Below are 16,388 nucleotides of genomic sequence, written 5' to 3'. Positions count from 1 at the left end.
GGCTGCGCAAGATCATCAAGACTCGCGGGCACTTTCCGAGCGATGAGGCGGCCACCAAGCTCATCTGGCTGGCCCTGCGCAACATCACGGCCGACTGGGGGCGGGCGGCCAAGGACTGGAAGGCGGCGATGAACCAATTCGCGATCCTCTACGAGGACCGCTTCACGGATCATCGCCTAAAATGAAAACCGCGTTTCCGATAGAGGAAGCACTTCCGAGCGCCTCACACACAGAAATTCTGACACCCCCAGGAGGCCCGACACCTCCCCTGCGATCGTGAGAAGCCGTTTCTCTTACACCGTCACCCTAAAGAAACACCGCCATCCACCAGGCATGCGATCACCGCGCATACCCCTGCCATCCCCCCGTGCGCTGACCACGAATCCACCGCCTTCCTGCCCCGCTGCCGCGCCACGTACTACAAAGAGAATGGCGGGCTGCATTTCTGCACGCCGTGGCACACCGCCGGCGCGGTCGGGCTGGCGGGAACGAGGAGACCGGGCGAATGGCCAAGGCACACGCGCGAGACCATGAACTGAGCGAAGAGGAACTGAAGCAGATCGTCGCCGAGGCTGACACCGGCGGGCGCAAGCCGACTGGCGTGACCGCTGCGATCGTGGCCGGCACCGGGATCGCGTGGTCGCTGTTCCAGCTGTGGTTCGCCTCGCCGCTACCATTCGTGGTCGGTTTCGGCATCCTCAACGACACCGAGGCGCGCTCCATCCACCTGGCCTTTGCCGTATTCCTCGGCTTCATGGCCTACCCGGCCTTCAAGCGTTCGCCGCGCACGCATGTGCCGGTGCAGGACTGGGTGCTGGCCCTCGTCGGCGCCTTTGCCGCCGCCTACCTCTGGCTGTTCTATGCCGAGCTGGCCCAGCGCCCCGGCCTGCCGACAACCCAGGATCTGGTGGTCGCGGTGGTCGGCCTGACGCTGCTGCTCGAGGCGGCGCGGCGCGCGCTCGGGTTGCCGATGGTGATCCTGGCGCTGATTTTCATCGGCTACATCTTCCTCGGCGCTTATATGCCCGACGTGATCGCGCATCGCGGCGCCTCGCTTGGCAAGGGCATGAACCATCTGTGGTTGTCGACCGAGGGGGTGTTCGGCGTGGCGCTGGGCGTGTCGACCAGCTTCATCTTCCTTTTCGTGCTGTTCGGTGCGCTGCTCGAGACGGCGGGTGCGGGCAATTACTTCATCATGTCGGCGATGTCGATGCTCGGGCATTTTCGCGGCGGGCCGGCCAAGGCCGCGGTGGTCGCTTCGGCATCGACGGGGATGATCTCCGGCTCGTCGATCGCCAACGTGGTGACCACCGGCACCTTCACCATCCCGCTCATGAAGCGCGTCGGCTACGCGCCGAAGAAGGCCGGTGCGGTGGAGGTGGCCGCCTCGGTGGACGGCCAGATCATGCCGCCGGTGATGGGCGCGGCTGCCTTCTTGATGGTGGAGTATGTCGGCATCCCGTATGTGCAGGTGCTCAAGCACGCCATCCTGCCGGCGCTGATCTCGTATATCGCGCTGTTCTACCTGGTGCATCTCGAAGCCATGAAGGCCGACATCCGCGGCCTGCCGCGGCCGCCGAGCCCGTACAGCTGGCAGGCGCGGCTGATGCGCACGGTGATGACGATCAGCGGCGTGATCATCCTCGCGGGCGTCGTCTATTGGGGCATGGGCTGGATCAAAATCGTCGCGGGCGAGGCGTCGTTCGTTGTCGTTTCGGTGCTGATGTTTTTTGCCTATCTCGTGCTGCTGTGGTTTTCGGCCCAGCAGCCGGAGTTGCGCATCGAGGACCCGAACGTCGCGATCACCCAGCTGCCCGAGGTCGGGCCGACGCTGAAATCCGGCCTGCACTTCCTGCTGCCCGTGGTCGCGCTGATCTGGAATTTGATGGTCGAGGAGCTCTCGCCCGGCCTGTCGGCCTTCTGGGCAACGAGCTTCATGATCTTCATTCTCGTCACCCAGCGCCCCATCCTGGCGCTGATGCGCGGCAAGGGCGACACGATGGCCGAGCTGCGGCAGGGGCTGCGTGACCTCTACGACGGCCTGTCGATCGGCGCGCGCAACATGATCGCCATCGGTATCGCCACCGCCGCGGCCGGCATCATCGTCGGCACGGTGACGCTGACCGGCATCGGCCTGGTGCTGACCGAGTTCGTCGAGGCGGTGTCGGGCGGCAATCTGATGGCGATGTTGTTCATGGTCGCGGTGATCTGCCTGATTCTCGGCATGGGCCTGCCGACCACGGCCAACTACATCGTGGTGTCGACGCTGATGGCGCCGGTGGTGGTCGAACTGGGCGCGCAAAGCGGCCTGCTGGTGCCGCTGATCGCGGTGCATCTGTTCGTCTTCTATTTCGGCCTGATGGCCGACGTCACGCCACCGGTCGGCCTCGCCTCGTATGCCGCGGCGGGCATCGCGCGCTGCGACCCGATCGCCACCGGTGTGCAGGCCTTCATCTACTCGATCCGCACCGCGATCCTGCCCTTCATGTTCATCTTCAACACCCAGTTGCTGATGATCGGCATCGACAGCCTGTGGGCCTTCTTCCTCACCGTGGCCAGCGCGATACTCGCCAACCTGATGTTCGCCGCCGCGACCCAGGGCTGGTTCCTTACCCGCAGCCGCCTGTATGAGAGCGCGCTGCTGCTGCTCGTGACTTTCAGCCTGTTTCGGCCCGGCTTCTGGATGGACATAGTCTATCCGCCCTACAACACGGTGCCGGCGACACGCCTCACCGAGCTGGTCGAGGCGGCGCCCGCAAACGGCAATCTGCGCGTGTGGATCGAGGGCATCACGCTGGAGGGCGACGAGATCTCCAAGGGCGTGCTGCTGCCGCTCGGCGACAGCGCGCCAAACGCCCGGGCGCGCCTGAAGCAATCGGGCCTGACCGTGATGGCGCTCGGCGATAGCGTCCAGGTCATGATGGTCGACTTCGGCAGCCGCGCCGCCAAGCTCGGCCTCGAACAGGGCTTTACCGTCACCCACATCGAGCTGCCGGCGGAGCGCCCGGCCAAGGAGTGGATTTTCATACCGACGCTGCTAGTGCTGGCACTCGTCGTCGCACTGCAGCGGGCACGCGCCCGGCGCGAAGCGGGCCGGGCGGCGCAGGCCGAGTGACGCCCGGGCCGTCCGCGCTCGGACGGCCCGGCTTCCTGCCGGTTACATGTCGAAGTGGATGACGGTGCGGATGCTCTTGCCCTCGTGCATGAGGTCGAAGGCCTTGTTGATGTCGTCCAACCCCATGGTGTGGGTGATGAAGGTGTCCAGCGGGATCTCGCCCCTCTGGGCGCGCTCCACGTAGCCGGGCAGCTCGGAGCGGCCGCGCACGCCACCGAAGGCCGACCCGCGCCAGACCCGGCCGGTCACCAGCTGGAACGGTCGGGTGGCGATCTCCTGGCCGGCACCGGCCACACCGATGATGACGGACTCGCCCCAGCCCTTGTGACAGCACTCCAGCGCCGAGCGCATCACCTTGACATTACCGATGCACTCGAAGGAGTAGTCGACACCACCGTCGGTCAGATCGACGATCACCTCCTGGATCGGCTTGTCGTAGTCGAGCGGATTGATGCACTCGGTCGCGCCGAGCTGCTTGGCGATCTCGAACTTGCCCGGGTTCACGTCGATGGCCAGGATCCGGCTGGCCTTGGCCATGACCGCGCCGATGATGGCCGACAGGCCGATGCCGCCGAGGCCGAACACCGCCACCGTCGAGCCCGGCTCCACCTTGGCGGTGTTCATCACCGCGCCGATGCCGGTGGTCACGCCGCAACCGAGCAGGCACACCTTCTCCAGCGGCGCTTCCTTGCTGATCTTGGCGACCGCGATCTCGGGCAGCACGGTGTACTCCGAGAAGGTCGAGGTGCCCATGTAGTGGAACAGGGTCTCGCCGTCCTTGGAAAAGCGGCTGGTGCCGTCGGGCATCAGGCCCTTGCCCTGGGTGGCGCGGATCGCCTGGCACAGGTTGGTCTTGCCCGATTTGCAGAACTTGCACTCGCCGCATTCCGGCGTGTAGAGCGGGATCACATGGTCGCCGACCGCCACCGAGGTGACGCCCTCGCCCACCGCCTCGACGATGCCGCCGCCCTCGTGACCGAGGATGGCGGGGAAGATGCCTTCCGGATCGGCGCCGGACAGGGTGAAGGCATCGGTGTGGCACACGCCGGTAGCGACGATCCGCACCAGCACCTCGCCCTTCTTCGGCGGGGCGACGTCCACTTCAGTGATGTCCAGCGGGGCACCGGCTTTCCAGGCGACCGCAGCGCGCGACTTGATCATGACAAAGACTCTCCAGTGATGTTCTTGGGGAATAGGTAGAAAAAAGAAGGGGCGGTTCGTGCCGTACGGCCAGACGACGTCGGGGCGCACGGCACGCGCGGGCAAGAAGCCCGTCGCTCGGCCGTGCCGCACCGGTCGATGCGTCGACGACGACGTGATACCCAGCATTTGAGGATCAAAGCCCATCCGCTTGGGAACGATCCCCCGAATGCGCCCCTGTGGGCTTGCCGACGTCGACATGCCTGTAGCGTCTGCCCCTTGCCCGAGCCCCGCATCACGCGGGCTCCAGCAAGACCGCCCTCAACGATAAGGCGTTACCGCCAAGGACAAAAACGAGATATTCCGAACACCTCTTCGGCAATGTCGAACACCGCACTGCGTCGGCACCGCGCCCCACGCTACCGGGCAAAATGCCTCGGACTTCCCGACACTTCGACCGACCCAGCGCATCGGCAACAGGCGCCCTCTTGCAAACATTGCTTTCAAAACCGCACGCGGAGCGGCGCTGCATCTCCTCGATTCGAGTACCTATACTGAAGACGGACAAGGCCGCGCACAGCGTCGGACTGGTTGGGCGCACTCAACCATGTACTTTGCGAGGAGAACACCATGAACATCATCAAGCGACTCTTTTCCGTAGTGCTCGCCATCTGCTTTGCCAACGGCGTGGTGATTCAGACCGCGCAGGCAGCGCTGGTCAGCACCGAACAGGTGGCGCGTCTCGCGACCACCGACGAGTCGGCACATCAGCGGCTCAACGAGATGTTCTCGCGCGCCGACGTCCAGGCCGAACTCGAACGCCTCGGGCTCAGCGCCGATCTGGCCAAGGAGCGCATTGCCGCGCTGACCGATGCCGAAGCGGCCGCGCTGGCACAGCAGATCGACGACGCACCGGCCGGCGGCATCATCGGCGCCATCTTGCTGGTGTTCTTCGTCCTGCTGATCACCGACATCCTCGGCTTCACGAAAGTATTCCCCTTCACGCGGTCCGTGAAGTGAGGGGCTCACCCTGTCCACAACCGGACTGATGCGCGGCGCGTGGGCCGCGGCATGCCTTGTCGCGCTGCTCGCCGCGCTGACCGGTTGCGCCGTGCAGACGCCGCGTTTGCTCGCCGCGCCACCGGCCGATCTCCCGCCGCGGGTCGAGCTGACCGCCACGCCGTTCTTCCCGCAGGAAGACTATCAATGCGGCCCGGCGGCCTTGGCCACTGCGCTTTCGGCGGCCGGTATTCCCACGCGCCCCGATGCCCTGGTCGACCGGGTGTTTCTCCCCGGACGCCAGGGCTCGCTGCAAATTGAAATGCTCGTCGGCGCGCGCGGGCGGGGTGCGGTGGCAACACGCATCCCCGGCACGCTCGAAGCCCTGATGCGCGAAACGAATGATGGCAACCCGGTGGTGGTGCTGCAGAACCTCGGCCTGTCGTGGGCCCCCTCCTGGCACTACGCAGTGGTCATCGGCTACGACCTCGACGCCGCCCACTTCGTGCTGCGCTCCGGCCCGCTGGAGCGCCAGCAACTGGCCTTCTCCACCTTCGAACACACCTGGGACCGCAGCGGACGCTGGGCCTTTGTCGTCACGCCTCCGGGCGCGCTGCCGACCACCGCGTCGGAGGCGGAGGTAACGCGCGCGCTCGTGGCGTTCGAACACAATGCGCCCCCAGCGGCCGCCGCCCGCGCCTATCGGAGCGCGCTGGCACGCTGGCCCGACAACCTCACGCTCGCCATGGGCCTTGGCAACACCCTCTATGCGCAGGGCGAAACCTCCGGCGCCGCGGCGGTGTTCCGCGACGCCGCGCAGCGCCATGACGATGCCGCCGCCTACAACAACCTCGCCATCGTGCTGCTGGAACAGGGTCGCCGCGACGAAGCCCGGCGCGCGGCACAACGGGCGGTGAGCCTTGGCGGCCCGTTTCAGGCACAGGCCGCCGACACCCTGAAGCGGGTCGACGAATGACGCGAGATGTCGACTCTCAACGCTCCGCCCCCGGGCTCCTGCCCTACGTCGAATCGGCACCTCACGGCGCGCTTCGCCGCCCTCTCGTCGATCCGGGACGTGGCTTCGCAAGCATGCGTCTGGCTGTCGCTGGGCATGCTGGCCTTGCTCACCGCCTGCACCACCCTGCCGCCTGGCGCGGACGCGCCGCGCATCGAGTCCTATGCCCTGGCGCATCCCGAACAGACCCGTCTCGGGCGGCACTTCGAGGCGGCCGCCGCTGAGCATCGGGGACGTTCCGGCTTTCGCATCATTGCCAACGGCATCGACGGATTTCTCGTGCGCATGCAGATGATCGACGCGGCAGAGCGGACGATCGATCTGCAGTACTTCATCTTTCGCGGCGACCAGACCGGGTGGCTCCTGACTCAGGCCGTGCTACGGGCCGCAGACCGCGGTGTGCGGGTGCGCATCCTGGTCGACGATGTGGAAACGCCTCCCGGCGACGAGCGACTCACCGCCCTGCAGGCGCACCCAGCCGTGCAGATCCGGATCTTCAATCCCTTCGCGTACCGTGGGAGCTTCCTGTGGGTTCGGGCACTGGAATTCCTGCTCAACGCCAATCGCCTCGACTATCGGATGCACAACAAGCTGTTCGTCATCGACAACACCGTGGCACTGCTGGGCGGGCGCAATATCGGCAACGAATATTTCCAGGTCGTTCCAGGCACCCAATTTGCCGACGAAGACGTGTTCGTCGCGGGGCCGATCAGCCATCAATTGTCGGCCACCTTCGACGAGTACTGGAACAGCGACTTGTCGATTCCCGTAGAGGTGTTGAACGACACCAGCCGTGCCCCGCGCGAAAAGCGCCAGGTGCGCGAAGCTCATGAGGAACGCCAGGCGCTCAAGGACCTCGTGCGTCAAGTGCCTGCGAAGGACACGGACTATTTGGCGCGGGTGGAAAACGGGGAGCCGCTTTCGGGCCTCATCTCGGGGCGCATCCGCCTCGAATGGGCACAGGCGCAGGTCATCTGCGACAGGCCGGACAAGAAAGACCTGGACAGCGACGGGCGTGTGGGCATTCTGATGCAACAGGGAGTTTTCGACACGGCGGCGGCTGCGATGTCGGAGGTGCTGATCGTCACGCCCTATCTGATCCCCGGTGACGAGGGGATGCGAATGATCGAACGCCTGCGCGCACGCGGTATCCGGGTCAGGATTCTGACCAACTCGTTGGAATCGTCGAACGTGCTCGTCGCGCATTCCGGCTACATGTCTTACCGCACCCCGCTGCTCCAACTCGGCGCCGAACTCTACGAGAGCCGATCGCTGCTGGCCAAGGCACGCGGTAGTGGTCAGGCCCCCGAAATCTCGCGCTTCGGAAGCTATTCGCTGCACACCAAACTCTTCGTCTTCGATCGCCGCAAAATGCTCATCGGCTCGATGAACTTTGACCAGCGGTCGATGTATCTCAACACCGAGATCGGCATCCTGATCCACAGCCCGGCCTTGGCCATTGAGGCGGCCAGGCGATTCGAAGCGATGGTGCAACCCGTCAATTCCTACCGGCTTGCCTTGCGCCCCGACCCGAACGGTGGTGAGCCACAACTCATATGGCTCACGCAGGAAGGGGGGCGCACGATGGTCTACGACACGGAACCGGCCCGAAGCGACGCGCAACGCGCCAAGGCGCAAGCGCTTTCACTGCTTCCGCTCGACGACGAACTATGACCCGTCGTCCTGCTCGCGAATCGGGGAGCAGGAGGACTCGGTGGCCTTCGTACCCAACGACCGAGCCGCGCCCGCCCACGCCTCGTCGGCGCGACATCGCCGATACACGATCACGACACAAGAAGGCGACCGTGCAAGCCCCTGGCGCGAACACCTCGCGAATCTTGCGGCGGCAGCCGCTGTCGAAGAAACACGTTGAGGCGAAGTGCGGCATGCGCTCGCACCGTCACAGGAGGACAGCATGAACCGACGTCAATCGCTCCAGACCCTGCTGGGCGCCGCCCTGCTCTCGCTCGGCGGACATCGCGTCGCCGGCGCGGCAGGCCCTAGCTTGACGAAATCCAAGGAGGAATGGGCCCGGCTCCTGCCCCGCCCGGCCTACGCAGTTCTGTTCGAGGAGGACACCGAACCGCCTGGCAGCAGCCCGCTGAACCATGAGAAGCGCGACGGCACCTACATTTGCGCGGCGTGCTTCCTGCCCTTGTTCGACAGCGCCACCAAATACGACAGCGGCACCGGTTGGCCAAGCTTCTGGCAACCCCTGACCGGCGCGGTGAACACCCAAGTCGACTTCAAGTTGATCTTGCCGCGCACCGAGTACCACTGCTCGCGCTGCGGCGGCCACCAGGGCCACGTGTTCGACGACGGCCCCCAACCCACGGGCAAGCGCTATTGCAACAACGGGCTCGCGCTGCAGTTCGTGCTGCGCGGCGACACGCTACCGGCGCTGCGCACCTGAACGCCCGCGTTTGACGCTTTGGCGCCCGCATTGGTGGGCACATTGAGCGGATAAGGCGCAATCGTTCCGGGGCGAATAGTGTTCTTCAGGCCCTGGGCCCGAAGCCCCTCTACCTTTGCACACCTACCGAAGAAAGATGCAGCGCGGCGGCCAGTGGCTGACCGCCGCGCTTGAAAGGTGCGCGCGTGGCGCACCTGGAGGAGGCGTTATGCCGGCACGAGACCGTGCGGATCGATGACGAATTTCTTCGGCGCACCCAAGTCGAACTCCGAGTAACCGCGCGGCGCCTGATCGAGGCTGATCACCTCGACGCCGACCGTGTCGGCAATCTTGATGCGGTCCCACAGGATCGCCTGCATGAGCGCACGGTTGTACTTCAGCACCGGCGTCTGCCCGGTGTGGAAGCTGTGCGACTTCGCCCAGCCCAGACCCAGACGGATGCTCAGGCTGCCTTTCTTGGCGGCCTGATCGACGCCGCCCGGATCGTCGGTCACATACAGCCCGGGGATGCCGATGCGGCCCGCTTCGCGCGTGACTTCCATCAGCGAATTCAGCACCGTGGCCGGCGCCTCGTGCTGCGCACCGTCGTGGCCGTGACCGCGCGCTTCAAAACCCACCGCGTCCACCGCGCAATCCACCTCCGGCGTCCCCAGAATCTCCGCGATCTGCTCGCCCAGCGGCACGTCCAGCGACAGGTCAACCGTCAGATAGCCGAGGGCACGCGGGTGCTCAAGACGCTTCGGATTGACGTCACCGATGATCACCGCCGCTGCACCCAGCAAGCGTGCAGAAGCCGCGGCGGCCAAGCCCACAGGGCCAGCACCCGCGATGTAGACCGTGCTGCCGGGACCGACACCCGCCGTCACCGCGCCGTGATAGCCCGTGGGCAGGATGTCCGACAGGCAGGTGAGATCGCGGATCTTCGCCATGGCCTGGTCGCGGTCGGGGAACTTGAGCAGGTTGAAATCTGCATAGGGAACCATGACGTACTCGGCCTGCCCGCCGATCCAGCCGCCCATGTCGACATAGCCGTAAGCGCCACCGGCACGCGAGGGGTTGACGGTGAGGCACACACCGGTGTGCTGCTCCTTGCAGGTCCGGCAGCGGCCGCAGGCCACGTTGAAAGGCACCGAGACCAGGTCGCCTTTTTGCAGCGTTTCCACATCGCGGCCCACCTCGAGCACTTCACCGGTGATCTCGTGCCCCAGGATGAGGCCGGACGGTGCCGTGGTACGACCACGCACCATGTGCTGGTCGGAGCCGCAAATATTGGTGGAGACCACTCGCAGGATCACGCCATGCTCGGCACGCCGGCCGCGGGGATCTTCTAGTTTTGGAAAGGGGATGCTTTGTACTTCCACGCGGCCAGGGCCGACATACGCGACGCCTCTATTGCTTGCCATCCGTTCGCTCCTCCGTTTGTCTCACTTGAAAAAACAGTGTTGTTTTGGGGGCCGCTCCCCTGAACGCGGTAAGGGATCGACCTCTGGCACTGATACTAGACAGGCCAAACGGGCAGCACTTGCCTACGTTGGACAAAAAATCGCGCAAACGCGCCACCCTCGACTCGCTAAGCCCGGAACCCTCTCGCGGCGACTGAACCAGCCACCCCGACCAAATGGTAGATGCATCGCCAGATGCCGATGTCGTACGCCGACCCGTCGGACGAAGCGTCGCTCACCCGGCATCCAAAGCCTGACCACAAATAGACGCCACGAACGTGGCTATATCGAAATCAAAGACGTGACATCAAGTCCTGCACACGCCCAATCATCAACACGCCGCCACCCCGATCCGTATCAACGGCGCATTCTGTCAATCGCCTCTCTTCAAAAGAACAGATCGAATACATCGACAGAAACGTCACATTTTTCTAGTTGAAACGACACCATGCTTCGGCGGATTCTACCGATCAGGCGGCAGCGTCGTAGATCCGAAATGGCATAGCTGGTATCTAATGCCGAACGCATCATCGCGATACGTTCGACGCCAGCTCATGCCTCGGGTGGGCAGCTGGGGGATTGCCGAAGACGGCCCATGACCAGTCGTTGATAGCGATGAAATGAGGACGCGGTTGTGCGATCCGGCGTCGGGGCTGTCCAGGCGCACGCATTTCCCGCCGCCCCCAGGCCGGCCGGGCGCCATCGGCCGCGCGCGAAAGGTCGCCCAATTACACGTGAAAGCGATACCGACGTGTTGGCGTCAGGCCGCGAAACACAGCGCTTCCACCCGCCGCTGAGCGCGTGGCAAGCCCGCCGCGCGCCGCGCTGGCCGATGGATTGAAAGACCGAGTCGTTGCGGACACACGGGGCGAGGACGTGCCACGACACTGGAAACGTTTAAATTCAATACCTTGCCCCTCACCTCGATCACTCGACCGGCAGATAGATATCCGTCAGCAACTCGCATTCGTCCACCTCGTGGATCAGGTTCAGGTAATGGAAGAAGCACGGAAAGTCGCGCAGCGTTTCGCCACTTTGCGGCAACCAGTCGCGGTACAGCGGGTAGATGCTCTCGTCGATGCGATCATGGCTGCCCGTGTGCCGGACCACCGCGCAACGTCCGCCGGGAATCAGGCCGGATTTCACGCCGTAGTCGTTCGCCGGCACATCTCCTTCGATGGAGCCGGCGATATCGAAACGAAAGTCGTCTGGCTCGGTGGTTTTAGGGTCGCTGTGGGGAATGCCGAAAGTCATGCTGGTCTTGACCGGAGAGCGACCGGTCGCCTTTCGCCAGGCGATGAATTTCGCTGCGGTCTCCAACACCCGTTTCGGGTCGCCCCGGTGCTCGACAAGGGCAATCGGCGTGTCTTCAAAATTCACGATCTTCACGTTCATGGTTGTTTCTCGCTTGGAGGGTCGTTTGAAATCGAATCGCGCATGCCACTGCGGCCACGCGGGTGCGGCCCTGAAGCCCGAAGGCGACTGCCCGAAGGCATTGCGAAAGGCGCGCGAAAAGGCCTCCGGGCTATCGAAGCCCGCTTCCAACGCGATGTCGATCATGCGCAATCCGTCCTCGAACGCCACGCGGAACGACGCCCGCCGTAGCCGCGCCAGTTGGGCGAAGCGGGTCGCGCTCACGCCGGTCCAGGCCGAAAACACGCGCTGGAAGTGACACTTCGACAAGGCCGCCACCGCGCTCAGGGTGTCGAGCGACAGCTTTGCGTCCAGGTTCTGCTCGATGTACTCGCAGACCCGCGCAATACGTGTTTCCAGGTGGGGATTCGGTCGGGAATTCATCGCTTCGCTTCGTTCTTCAGTGCCCGGGCATGATCACAGCACGCGCACCGTCCGTCTTGATCGAGATTGCGATTGTGGCCGGGAGGTAGCCCCGGTACGACCGCCTCTGGGGTCCATTCGCGATGCGCTGCGTTACACGTCTCGCCCACACACCGGATGGAGGCTGGCGGCAGACTCATTTTTCGCATCTTCTCGTCTTTCGAGGACCGCGCGCCTGTCCCTGTAGCTGACCGGGCTCATCGCCGTCGCCGCGCTCGCCGCCTTCCTCAACACGCAGGCAGCGTCGGGTTCGCCCGTTGACCTCCCCCCAAGACCTGACTCTTTGTTCTCCCCATACCGGTGAAATTGGCTCAACTTCCAAGCCACAAGACCGCAATAAGAGTATGGTTATTTACTGATCGCAACGTGCTTTCGATGGAGAGCCCTGATGAAGAACAACCAGCCTGTGACGAATCAGGAGCACTTTCTCAAGCCCGGCCGCCCGATCGTCACCAAAACGGACTTAAAGGGTATCGTCACCTACGCCAACGCTGCGTTTGTCGAGATCAGCGGATTCGCGCCTGATGAGTTGATCGGCCACAACCACAACGTGGTGCGCCATCCCGACATGCCGGTGGAGGCATTTGCCGACCTGTGGGCAACGATCAAGGCCGGTCACACTTGGCGGGGGCTGGTGAAGAACCGGTCAAACGACGGCGGATTTTATTGGGTAGATGCGTTTGTGACGCCGCTTTCGGAAGCCGGACGGCCGGTCGGGTTCATCTCGGTGCGCAGTGCGCCGGAGCGATCCGCCATTGACGGGGCCGAGAAGCTCTACCGCGCCGTTCGTGAGAAGCAAGCAAGTTTTCCTGCCACCCGCCCACCCGCGAAGCTGACTACCACGATTGGGCAGATTCGACTGTCGGCACTAGGTGCCGCCGTACTGGCGGCGACAGCTGGCCTGCTCGACGGCCCGTGGGCAGTGGGTGCCGGCATGCTCGCCGCAGCCGCCGCGTTGGCAGCTGCGTGTGTGTTCGAGTTTCGCGTGGCCAAACCGCTGCAATGCATGGTCGAGAAAATTCGCGCGCTGGACCAGGGCCGACTCAACGAACAAATCTCCAGCGCCGAAGGCGGTGGCTTGGCCGCCGTCTTCGGCGAGTTGGAGGCCATGCGCATTCACCTTGGCGCCATGTTTGCCGACGTACTGGTGGCGACACGAAGTGTGCACGAGCGCGCCGACGCATTGCAGGGCGCGATGCAGTCGCTGCGTCGCGCCAGCGAGCAGCAGGGTCAAAAGGTGATGGAAGCGGCTGCGGCGATGGAGGAGATGAGCGTCTCGGTCAATGAGATATCGAACAACACGGACGTGAGCGCCCAAGCCGCGCGCGAAACCGAATCCGCCGTCAGCGAGGCCGCTCGGGCCATCCAGGCGGGCATCGACAGTAGCGACCGCGTGGTGTCGGTGGTGTCGGCGGCACGAGACCAGGTGATTCATGTGAATGAATCGGTCCAGAAAATCGGCGCCATCAGTCTGATCATCCAGGAAATCGCCGAGCAGACCAATCTGCTCGCACTCAACGCGGCGATCGAGGCGGCACGAGCCGGCGAACAAGGCCGTGGATTTGCGGTGGTGGCTGACGAAGTGCGCAAGCTGGCGGAGAGAACCCGCGCCAGCACCGTGGAGATTGGTCAGTCGCTGAGCGAAATCGGTAGCCAGTCACAGGCGGCGGTAGCGACGATAGAGACCGCGTCGAGCGACGTTGCTGCGGGCAGCCGTCTGGTTGGTGCGAGTGCCAGCAGTCTCGACTGCATTCGCGATGCAAGCCATCGCGCGAGTGAGGTCGCCGGAGAGATTCGCTTGATGCTCGAACAACAGGCAACAGCATCCCACGAGGTTGCCACCGCAATGGAGGCCATCTCGGCCGGGGTTGACGGAAACAATGCCGCCATCGCCGAAATCGATACCGCCGCGAAGCATCTGAACGCGACCGCGGGCGAGTTGCGCGCCTTGACCCGACACCTGGAAGGCATGGTCAAGTAGCGCGGCGGCAGGCCGAAGTCGCATCCGGGTGGGGCGACGGATTCGCGCCTTGGCCGTGCGCGAACAACGCTGCGCCGGAGTCAAGCAGCTTCGTGAATTCCCCCTGGTAGGCGCTTTGGGAGGCAGCATCAAGATCAGATCTTGAAACTCAACGTTCCCAACCTCATGGCAAGCCCCATTCAGCATCGAGGTGAGTCTTGAAATGCGACACGCAAGCTCTGACACCGCTTCCCGACAACACGCCCTCACCTCACGACGGTGTCCACGTCTGAGTAGCCGACGACGCATGCAATGACACGGACGGGCCATCCAACACCGATCGAGCTATGATCCTGCCGACATCCCGCCCCCCATGTATCCGGCTTGGCGGCCGTGCGGCGATGGACAGGGACTGAAGGGATGAAATGTCGTATTTCAAGACTTGACCCAGGATGCCCACGGATGCCGGATGCTGGCCCCTGGATGCTGTGGATGCAGAGGGAAAGGCCCCGCGACGGAGGGGCGACGTGGAGCGTCAGAGTTTCGTAATTCAAGCCCCCGGAGCCCTCATTCAACCCAAATGAACTCAGCGCCGAAGTGAATACCGAGGACATTTCGACAAGGACTAAAAGTGAACAAGATATTCTTGGTGCTACTGGCTAGCGCCGCCATAGTCTCATGCAGCGCAAAAAATCAGGTTCCTTTGGAAAAATTGACATTCAGAGAAAACATAAAAGATTTTTTCAGTACGAATGACACCTATTTTGACGCAAGAGAGATCAACACCACATTACCTATGATCTACACCCATGAGGTGGATGGCTACAACTATGGCTCTGTGAATTTCATCAAATCAGACCCGAACCATATCCCAAAGGCCAAGATTGGCGTGCTGTTGAGCAATCCTACAGATGAGCAGTTCGTAGGGCTTCTTGTGACCACCGAAAGCATAGAGGCCAGCAATGCCATTTTTGAAGAATTGAAAACGCAAATGGGCACCCCGGAGATTCTATCCCAGGAGCCTGAAGCGAATGAAAATGATCAAGTATTAGGCTATTCGGCCTATTTGTGGCGACAAAAAAGCAATCACTCGGCGATTCTCTACCGATCCTATGAACACATGGATGACAAACGAAACATCGCCTCCTCCTTGTATTTAGTTTCCAACAAGACAAAGGTTACCGACCCCAATCAAAATGAGCTTGTTGTGGACAGGCTCATCAGGACATACAAATAATCCAGACCGATGAAATAATCAACAACCCTGCCGCTGACCATTGCTGCAGCAACATCCTGTGAAATAGAAATATAATTTACTGCGCTGGACACGCAAAAGGAAACAGGAATTTACAGCAAAAAAAAGGGGGAGCAGAAAAGGAAAATTACACCACCTTCAAATCGCATTGATTTCAAACGCTCCAACCAAAACAAGCAAGCTGGAATTTTACTGTTACGTCTTCAACCATGTCTCACATCAAAAACCATAAGACAGAATATTTTATTGGAGATCCCGATGACCCGAGAGGATTCTCAAGCGAAGACCAGAAGAACAATTTCCCCTCTTCCTTCATCGCCTCCACAAGCACTTGAACACCCACACCTCCAGCGGAAGAGAGAGTCCCTCACCGTAATCGGCCTACTCAATTGACGAACGGGTTGATATGAAAACATGCACTGCCACAGCCTTGATCTTCGCCTATGCTTTTCTAGTCGCGTCGTGCGCGCCCGTCTTTTACAGCAAAGAGAACTACCCCTTTTACGACAAAGACTTCCTGCTGGACAAGCGCGCCCTGCTTCGCACGGATGGTTTTTACGTTCCCGAAGCCGGGCTGGATTCCGGCGGCGAAAAACTCACACAAGCTGGCAAATACGAGGTCTACAAATTCTACAAGACAGGGCAGGCAAGTTTTGTACTGATGGATTCTTTGCAGGGAAATGACAAGTACTTTGATGCAATGCAGCGCCAAATTGACAAATACGGAAATGGAAAGCGTGAATACACCCTGTTTCAGGGATACTACAGGGTGAGAAACGACCAGATCGTCATCCAACAAGTCAATGTAACCACCGGAAACTTCATTTACCTGTATGGCTTCGTAGAGAACAATCGATTAAGCATCATCAAACGAACCATAGACGGCGATGGGAAATTTCTTGAGGACAGTTTTTCAAATCCTTATCGGATGACGTATATATTCTCCCCGTACGCCCGAGCAGAAGAAGGCCTGACTCCCAACTGGTAAAAGCAAGCTGGCAACTCAGTTGAAAAAACCGAGAGGAAAATGATGCGCAATGCCCCCTGAGTCAGAATAGTTGTCGCCTCGATAGAATCCAAAACCCGGGGGCGATGAGAAGAGAACGAAGTGGCTCGATACGGACAAAAATTCAAGGACAAAGCGCTCGCTCGACTGTTGCCGCCGGAGGGCGCCTCAGTGGAAGCGGTTTCCCAGGAACTGAGCATTTCGGTG

The 16,388-nt window shown here is 62.2% G+C and carries 11 protein-coding genes and 1 pseudogene; 9 read left to right on the top strand and 3 right to left on the bottom strand.

Translation table 11 applies throughout. The features are described from left to right. Together I8J34_RS23295 and I8J34_RS23290 are read left to right on the top strand one after the other, a co-directional pair. Positions 1–185: pseudogene (locus I8J34_RS23295) on the top strand (IS256 family transposase); the annotation flags it as partial. A gap of 320 nt (positions 186–505) precedes the next feature. Next, positions 506–3,115, top strand: coding sequence for a TRAP transporter permease (locus I8J34_RS23290; protein ID WP_214364033.1), 2,610 nt, complete (start codon positions 506–508; stop codon positions 3,113–3,115). Between the two features lie 42 nt (positions 3,116–3,157). On the opposite strand, the gene I8J34_RS23285 is transcribed toward I8J34_RS23290, so the two are convergent. Continuing rightward, on the bottom strand, positions 3,158–4,276 hold the full coding sequence (locus tag I8J34_RS23285) for an S-(hydroxymethyl)glutathione dehydrogenase/class III alcohol dehydrogenase (RefSeq protein WP_343216443.1): 1,119 nt from the start codon (positions 4,274–4,276) through the stop codon (positions 3,158–3,160). Between the two features lie 609 nt (positions 4,277–4,885). Here I8J34_RS23285 and I8J34_RS23280 point away from each other — a divergent pair. The 4 genes from I8J34_RS23280 to msrB all read left to right on the top strand — a co-directional run bounded on the left by I8J34_RS23280 (position 4,886) and on the right by msrB (position 8,682). Next, positions 4,886–5,275: a PA2779 family protein gene (locus I8J34_RS23280; protein WP_214364032.1), complete on the top strand. Its 390-nt coding sequence runs from the start codon at positions 4,886–4,888 to the stop codon at positions 5,273–5,275. Between the two features lie 28 nt (positions 5,276–5,303). Next, positions 5,304–6,230, top strand: a complete 927-nt coding sequence (locus I8J34_RS23275) for a PA2778 family cysteine peptidase (protein WP_214364031.1) — start codon at positions 5,304–5,306, stop codon at positions 6,228–6,230. 6 nt (positions 6,231–6,236) lie between these two features. Further along, the gene (locus I8J34_RS23270; protein ID WP_214364030.1) at positions 6,237–7,943 is read left to right on the top strand and encodes a phospholipase D-like domain-containing protein; all 1,707 of its coding nucleotides are present in this window, start codon (positions 6,237–6,239) and stop codon (positions 7,941–7,943) included. 241 nt (positions 7,944–8,184) lie between these two features. After that, positions 8,185–8,682 (top strand): peptide-methionine (R)-S-oxide reductase MsrB, encoded by a 498-nt coding sequence (gene msrB / locus I8J34_RS23265; RefSeq protein WP_214364029.1) that lies wholly within the window; start codon positions 8,185–8,187, stop codon positions 8,680–8,682. A gap of 206 nt (positions 8,683–8,888) precedes the next feature. On the opposite strand, the gene fdhA is transcribed toward msrB, so the two are convergent. Together fdhA and I8J34_RS23255 are read right to left on the bottom strand one after the other, a co-directional pair. Further along, complete coding sequence (fdhA, locus tag I8J34_RS23260; RefSeq protein WP_214364028.1) at positions 8,889–10,085, bottom strand: formaldehyde dehydrogenase, glutathione-independent; 1,197 nt, start codon at positions 10,083–10,085, stop codon at positions 8,889–8,891. 966 nt (positions 10,086–11,051) lie between these two features. After that, complete coding sequence (locus I8J34_RS23255; protein ID WP_214364027.1) at positions 11,052–11,921, bottom strand: AraC family transcriptional regulator; 870 nt, start codon at positions 11,919–11,921, stop codon at positions 11,052–11,054. Between the two features lie 427 nt (positions 11,922–12,348). Here I8J34_RS23255 and I8J34_RS23250 point away from each other — a divergent pair, with 427 nt between their 5' ends. From I8J34_RS23250 to I8J34_RS23240, 3 genes are all read left to right on the top strand, one after another. Next, positions 12,349–13,941, top strand: a complete 1,593-nt coding sequence (locus I8J34_RS23250) for a methyl-accepting chemotaxis protein (RefSeq protein WP_214364026.1) — start codon at positions 12,349–12,351, stop codon at positions 13,939–13,941. Between the two features lie 610 nt (positions 13,942–14,551). Next, on the top strand, positions 14,552–15,157 hold the full coding sequence (locus tag I8J34_RS23245; protein WP_214364025.1) for a hypothetical protein: 606 nt from the start codon (positions 14,552–14,554) through the stop codon (positions 15,155–15,157). A gap of 424 nt (positions 15,158–15,581) precedes the next feature. After that, on the top strand, positions 15,582–16,163 hold the full coding sequence (locus I8J34_RS23240; protein WP_214364024.1) for a hypothetical protein: 582 nt from the start codon (positions 15,582–15,584) through the stop codon (positions 16,161–16,163). The last annotated feature ends 225 nt before the right edge of the window (positions 16,164–16,388 follow it).

The organism is Denitromonas iodatirespirans (genome assembly GCF_018524365.1).
Classification (GTDB): Bacteria; Pseudomonadota; Gammaproteobacteria; order Burkholderiales; family Rhodocyclaceae; genus Nitrogeniibacter; species Nitrogeniibacter iodatirespirans.
Note: the sequence above shows the minus strand (reverse complement) of the source record. Positions and strands in the feature narration are given on the sequence as shown.

What these genes read in the sequence shown, in the direction of transcription:
- I8J34_RS23290 (WP_214364033.1), top strand. Translation starts at nt 506, where the DNA reads ATGGCCAAGGCACACGCGCGAGACCATGAACTGAGCGAAGAGGAACTG.
- I8J34_RS23285 (WP_343216443.1), bottom strand. Translation starts at nt 4,276, where the DNA reads ATGATCAAGTCGCGCGCTGCGGTCGCCTGGAAAGCCGGTGCCCCGCTG.
- I8J34_RS23280 (WP_214364032.1), top strand. Translation starts at nt 4,886, where the DNA reads ATGAACATCATCAAGCGACTCTTTTCCGTAGTGCTCGCCATCTGCTTT.
- I8J34_RS23275 (WP_214364031.1), top strand. Translation starts at nt 5,304, where the DNA reads ATGCGCGGCGCGTGGGCCGCGGCATGCCTTGTCGCGCTGCTCGCCGCG.
- I8J34_RS23270 (WP_214364030.1), top strand. Translation starts at nt 6,237, where the DNA reads ATGTCGACTCTCAACGCTCCGCCCCCGGGCTCCTGCCCTACGTCGAAT.
- msrB (WP_214364029.1), top strand. Translation starts at nt 8,185, where the DNA reads ATGAACCGACGTCAATCGCTCCAGACCCTGCTGGGCGCCGCCCTGCTC.
- fdhA (WP_214364028.1), bottom strand. Translation starts at nt 10,085, where the DNA reads ATGGCAAGCAATAGAGGCGTCGCGTATGTCGGCCCTGGCCGCGTGGAA.
- I8J34_RS23255 (WP_214364027.1), bottom strand. Translation starts at nt 11,921, where the DNA reads ATGAATTCCCGACCGAATCCCCACCTGGAAACACGTATTGCGCGGGTC.
- I8J34_RS23250 (WP_214364026.1), top strand. Translation starts at nt 12,349, where the DNA reads ATGAAGAACAACCAGCCTGTGACGAATCAGGAGCACTTTCTCAAGCCC.
- I8J34_RS23240 (WP_214364024.1), top strand. Translation starts at nt 15,582, where the DNA reads ATGAAAACATGCACTGCCACAGCCTTGATCTTCGCCTATGCTTTTCTA.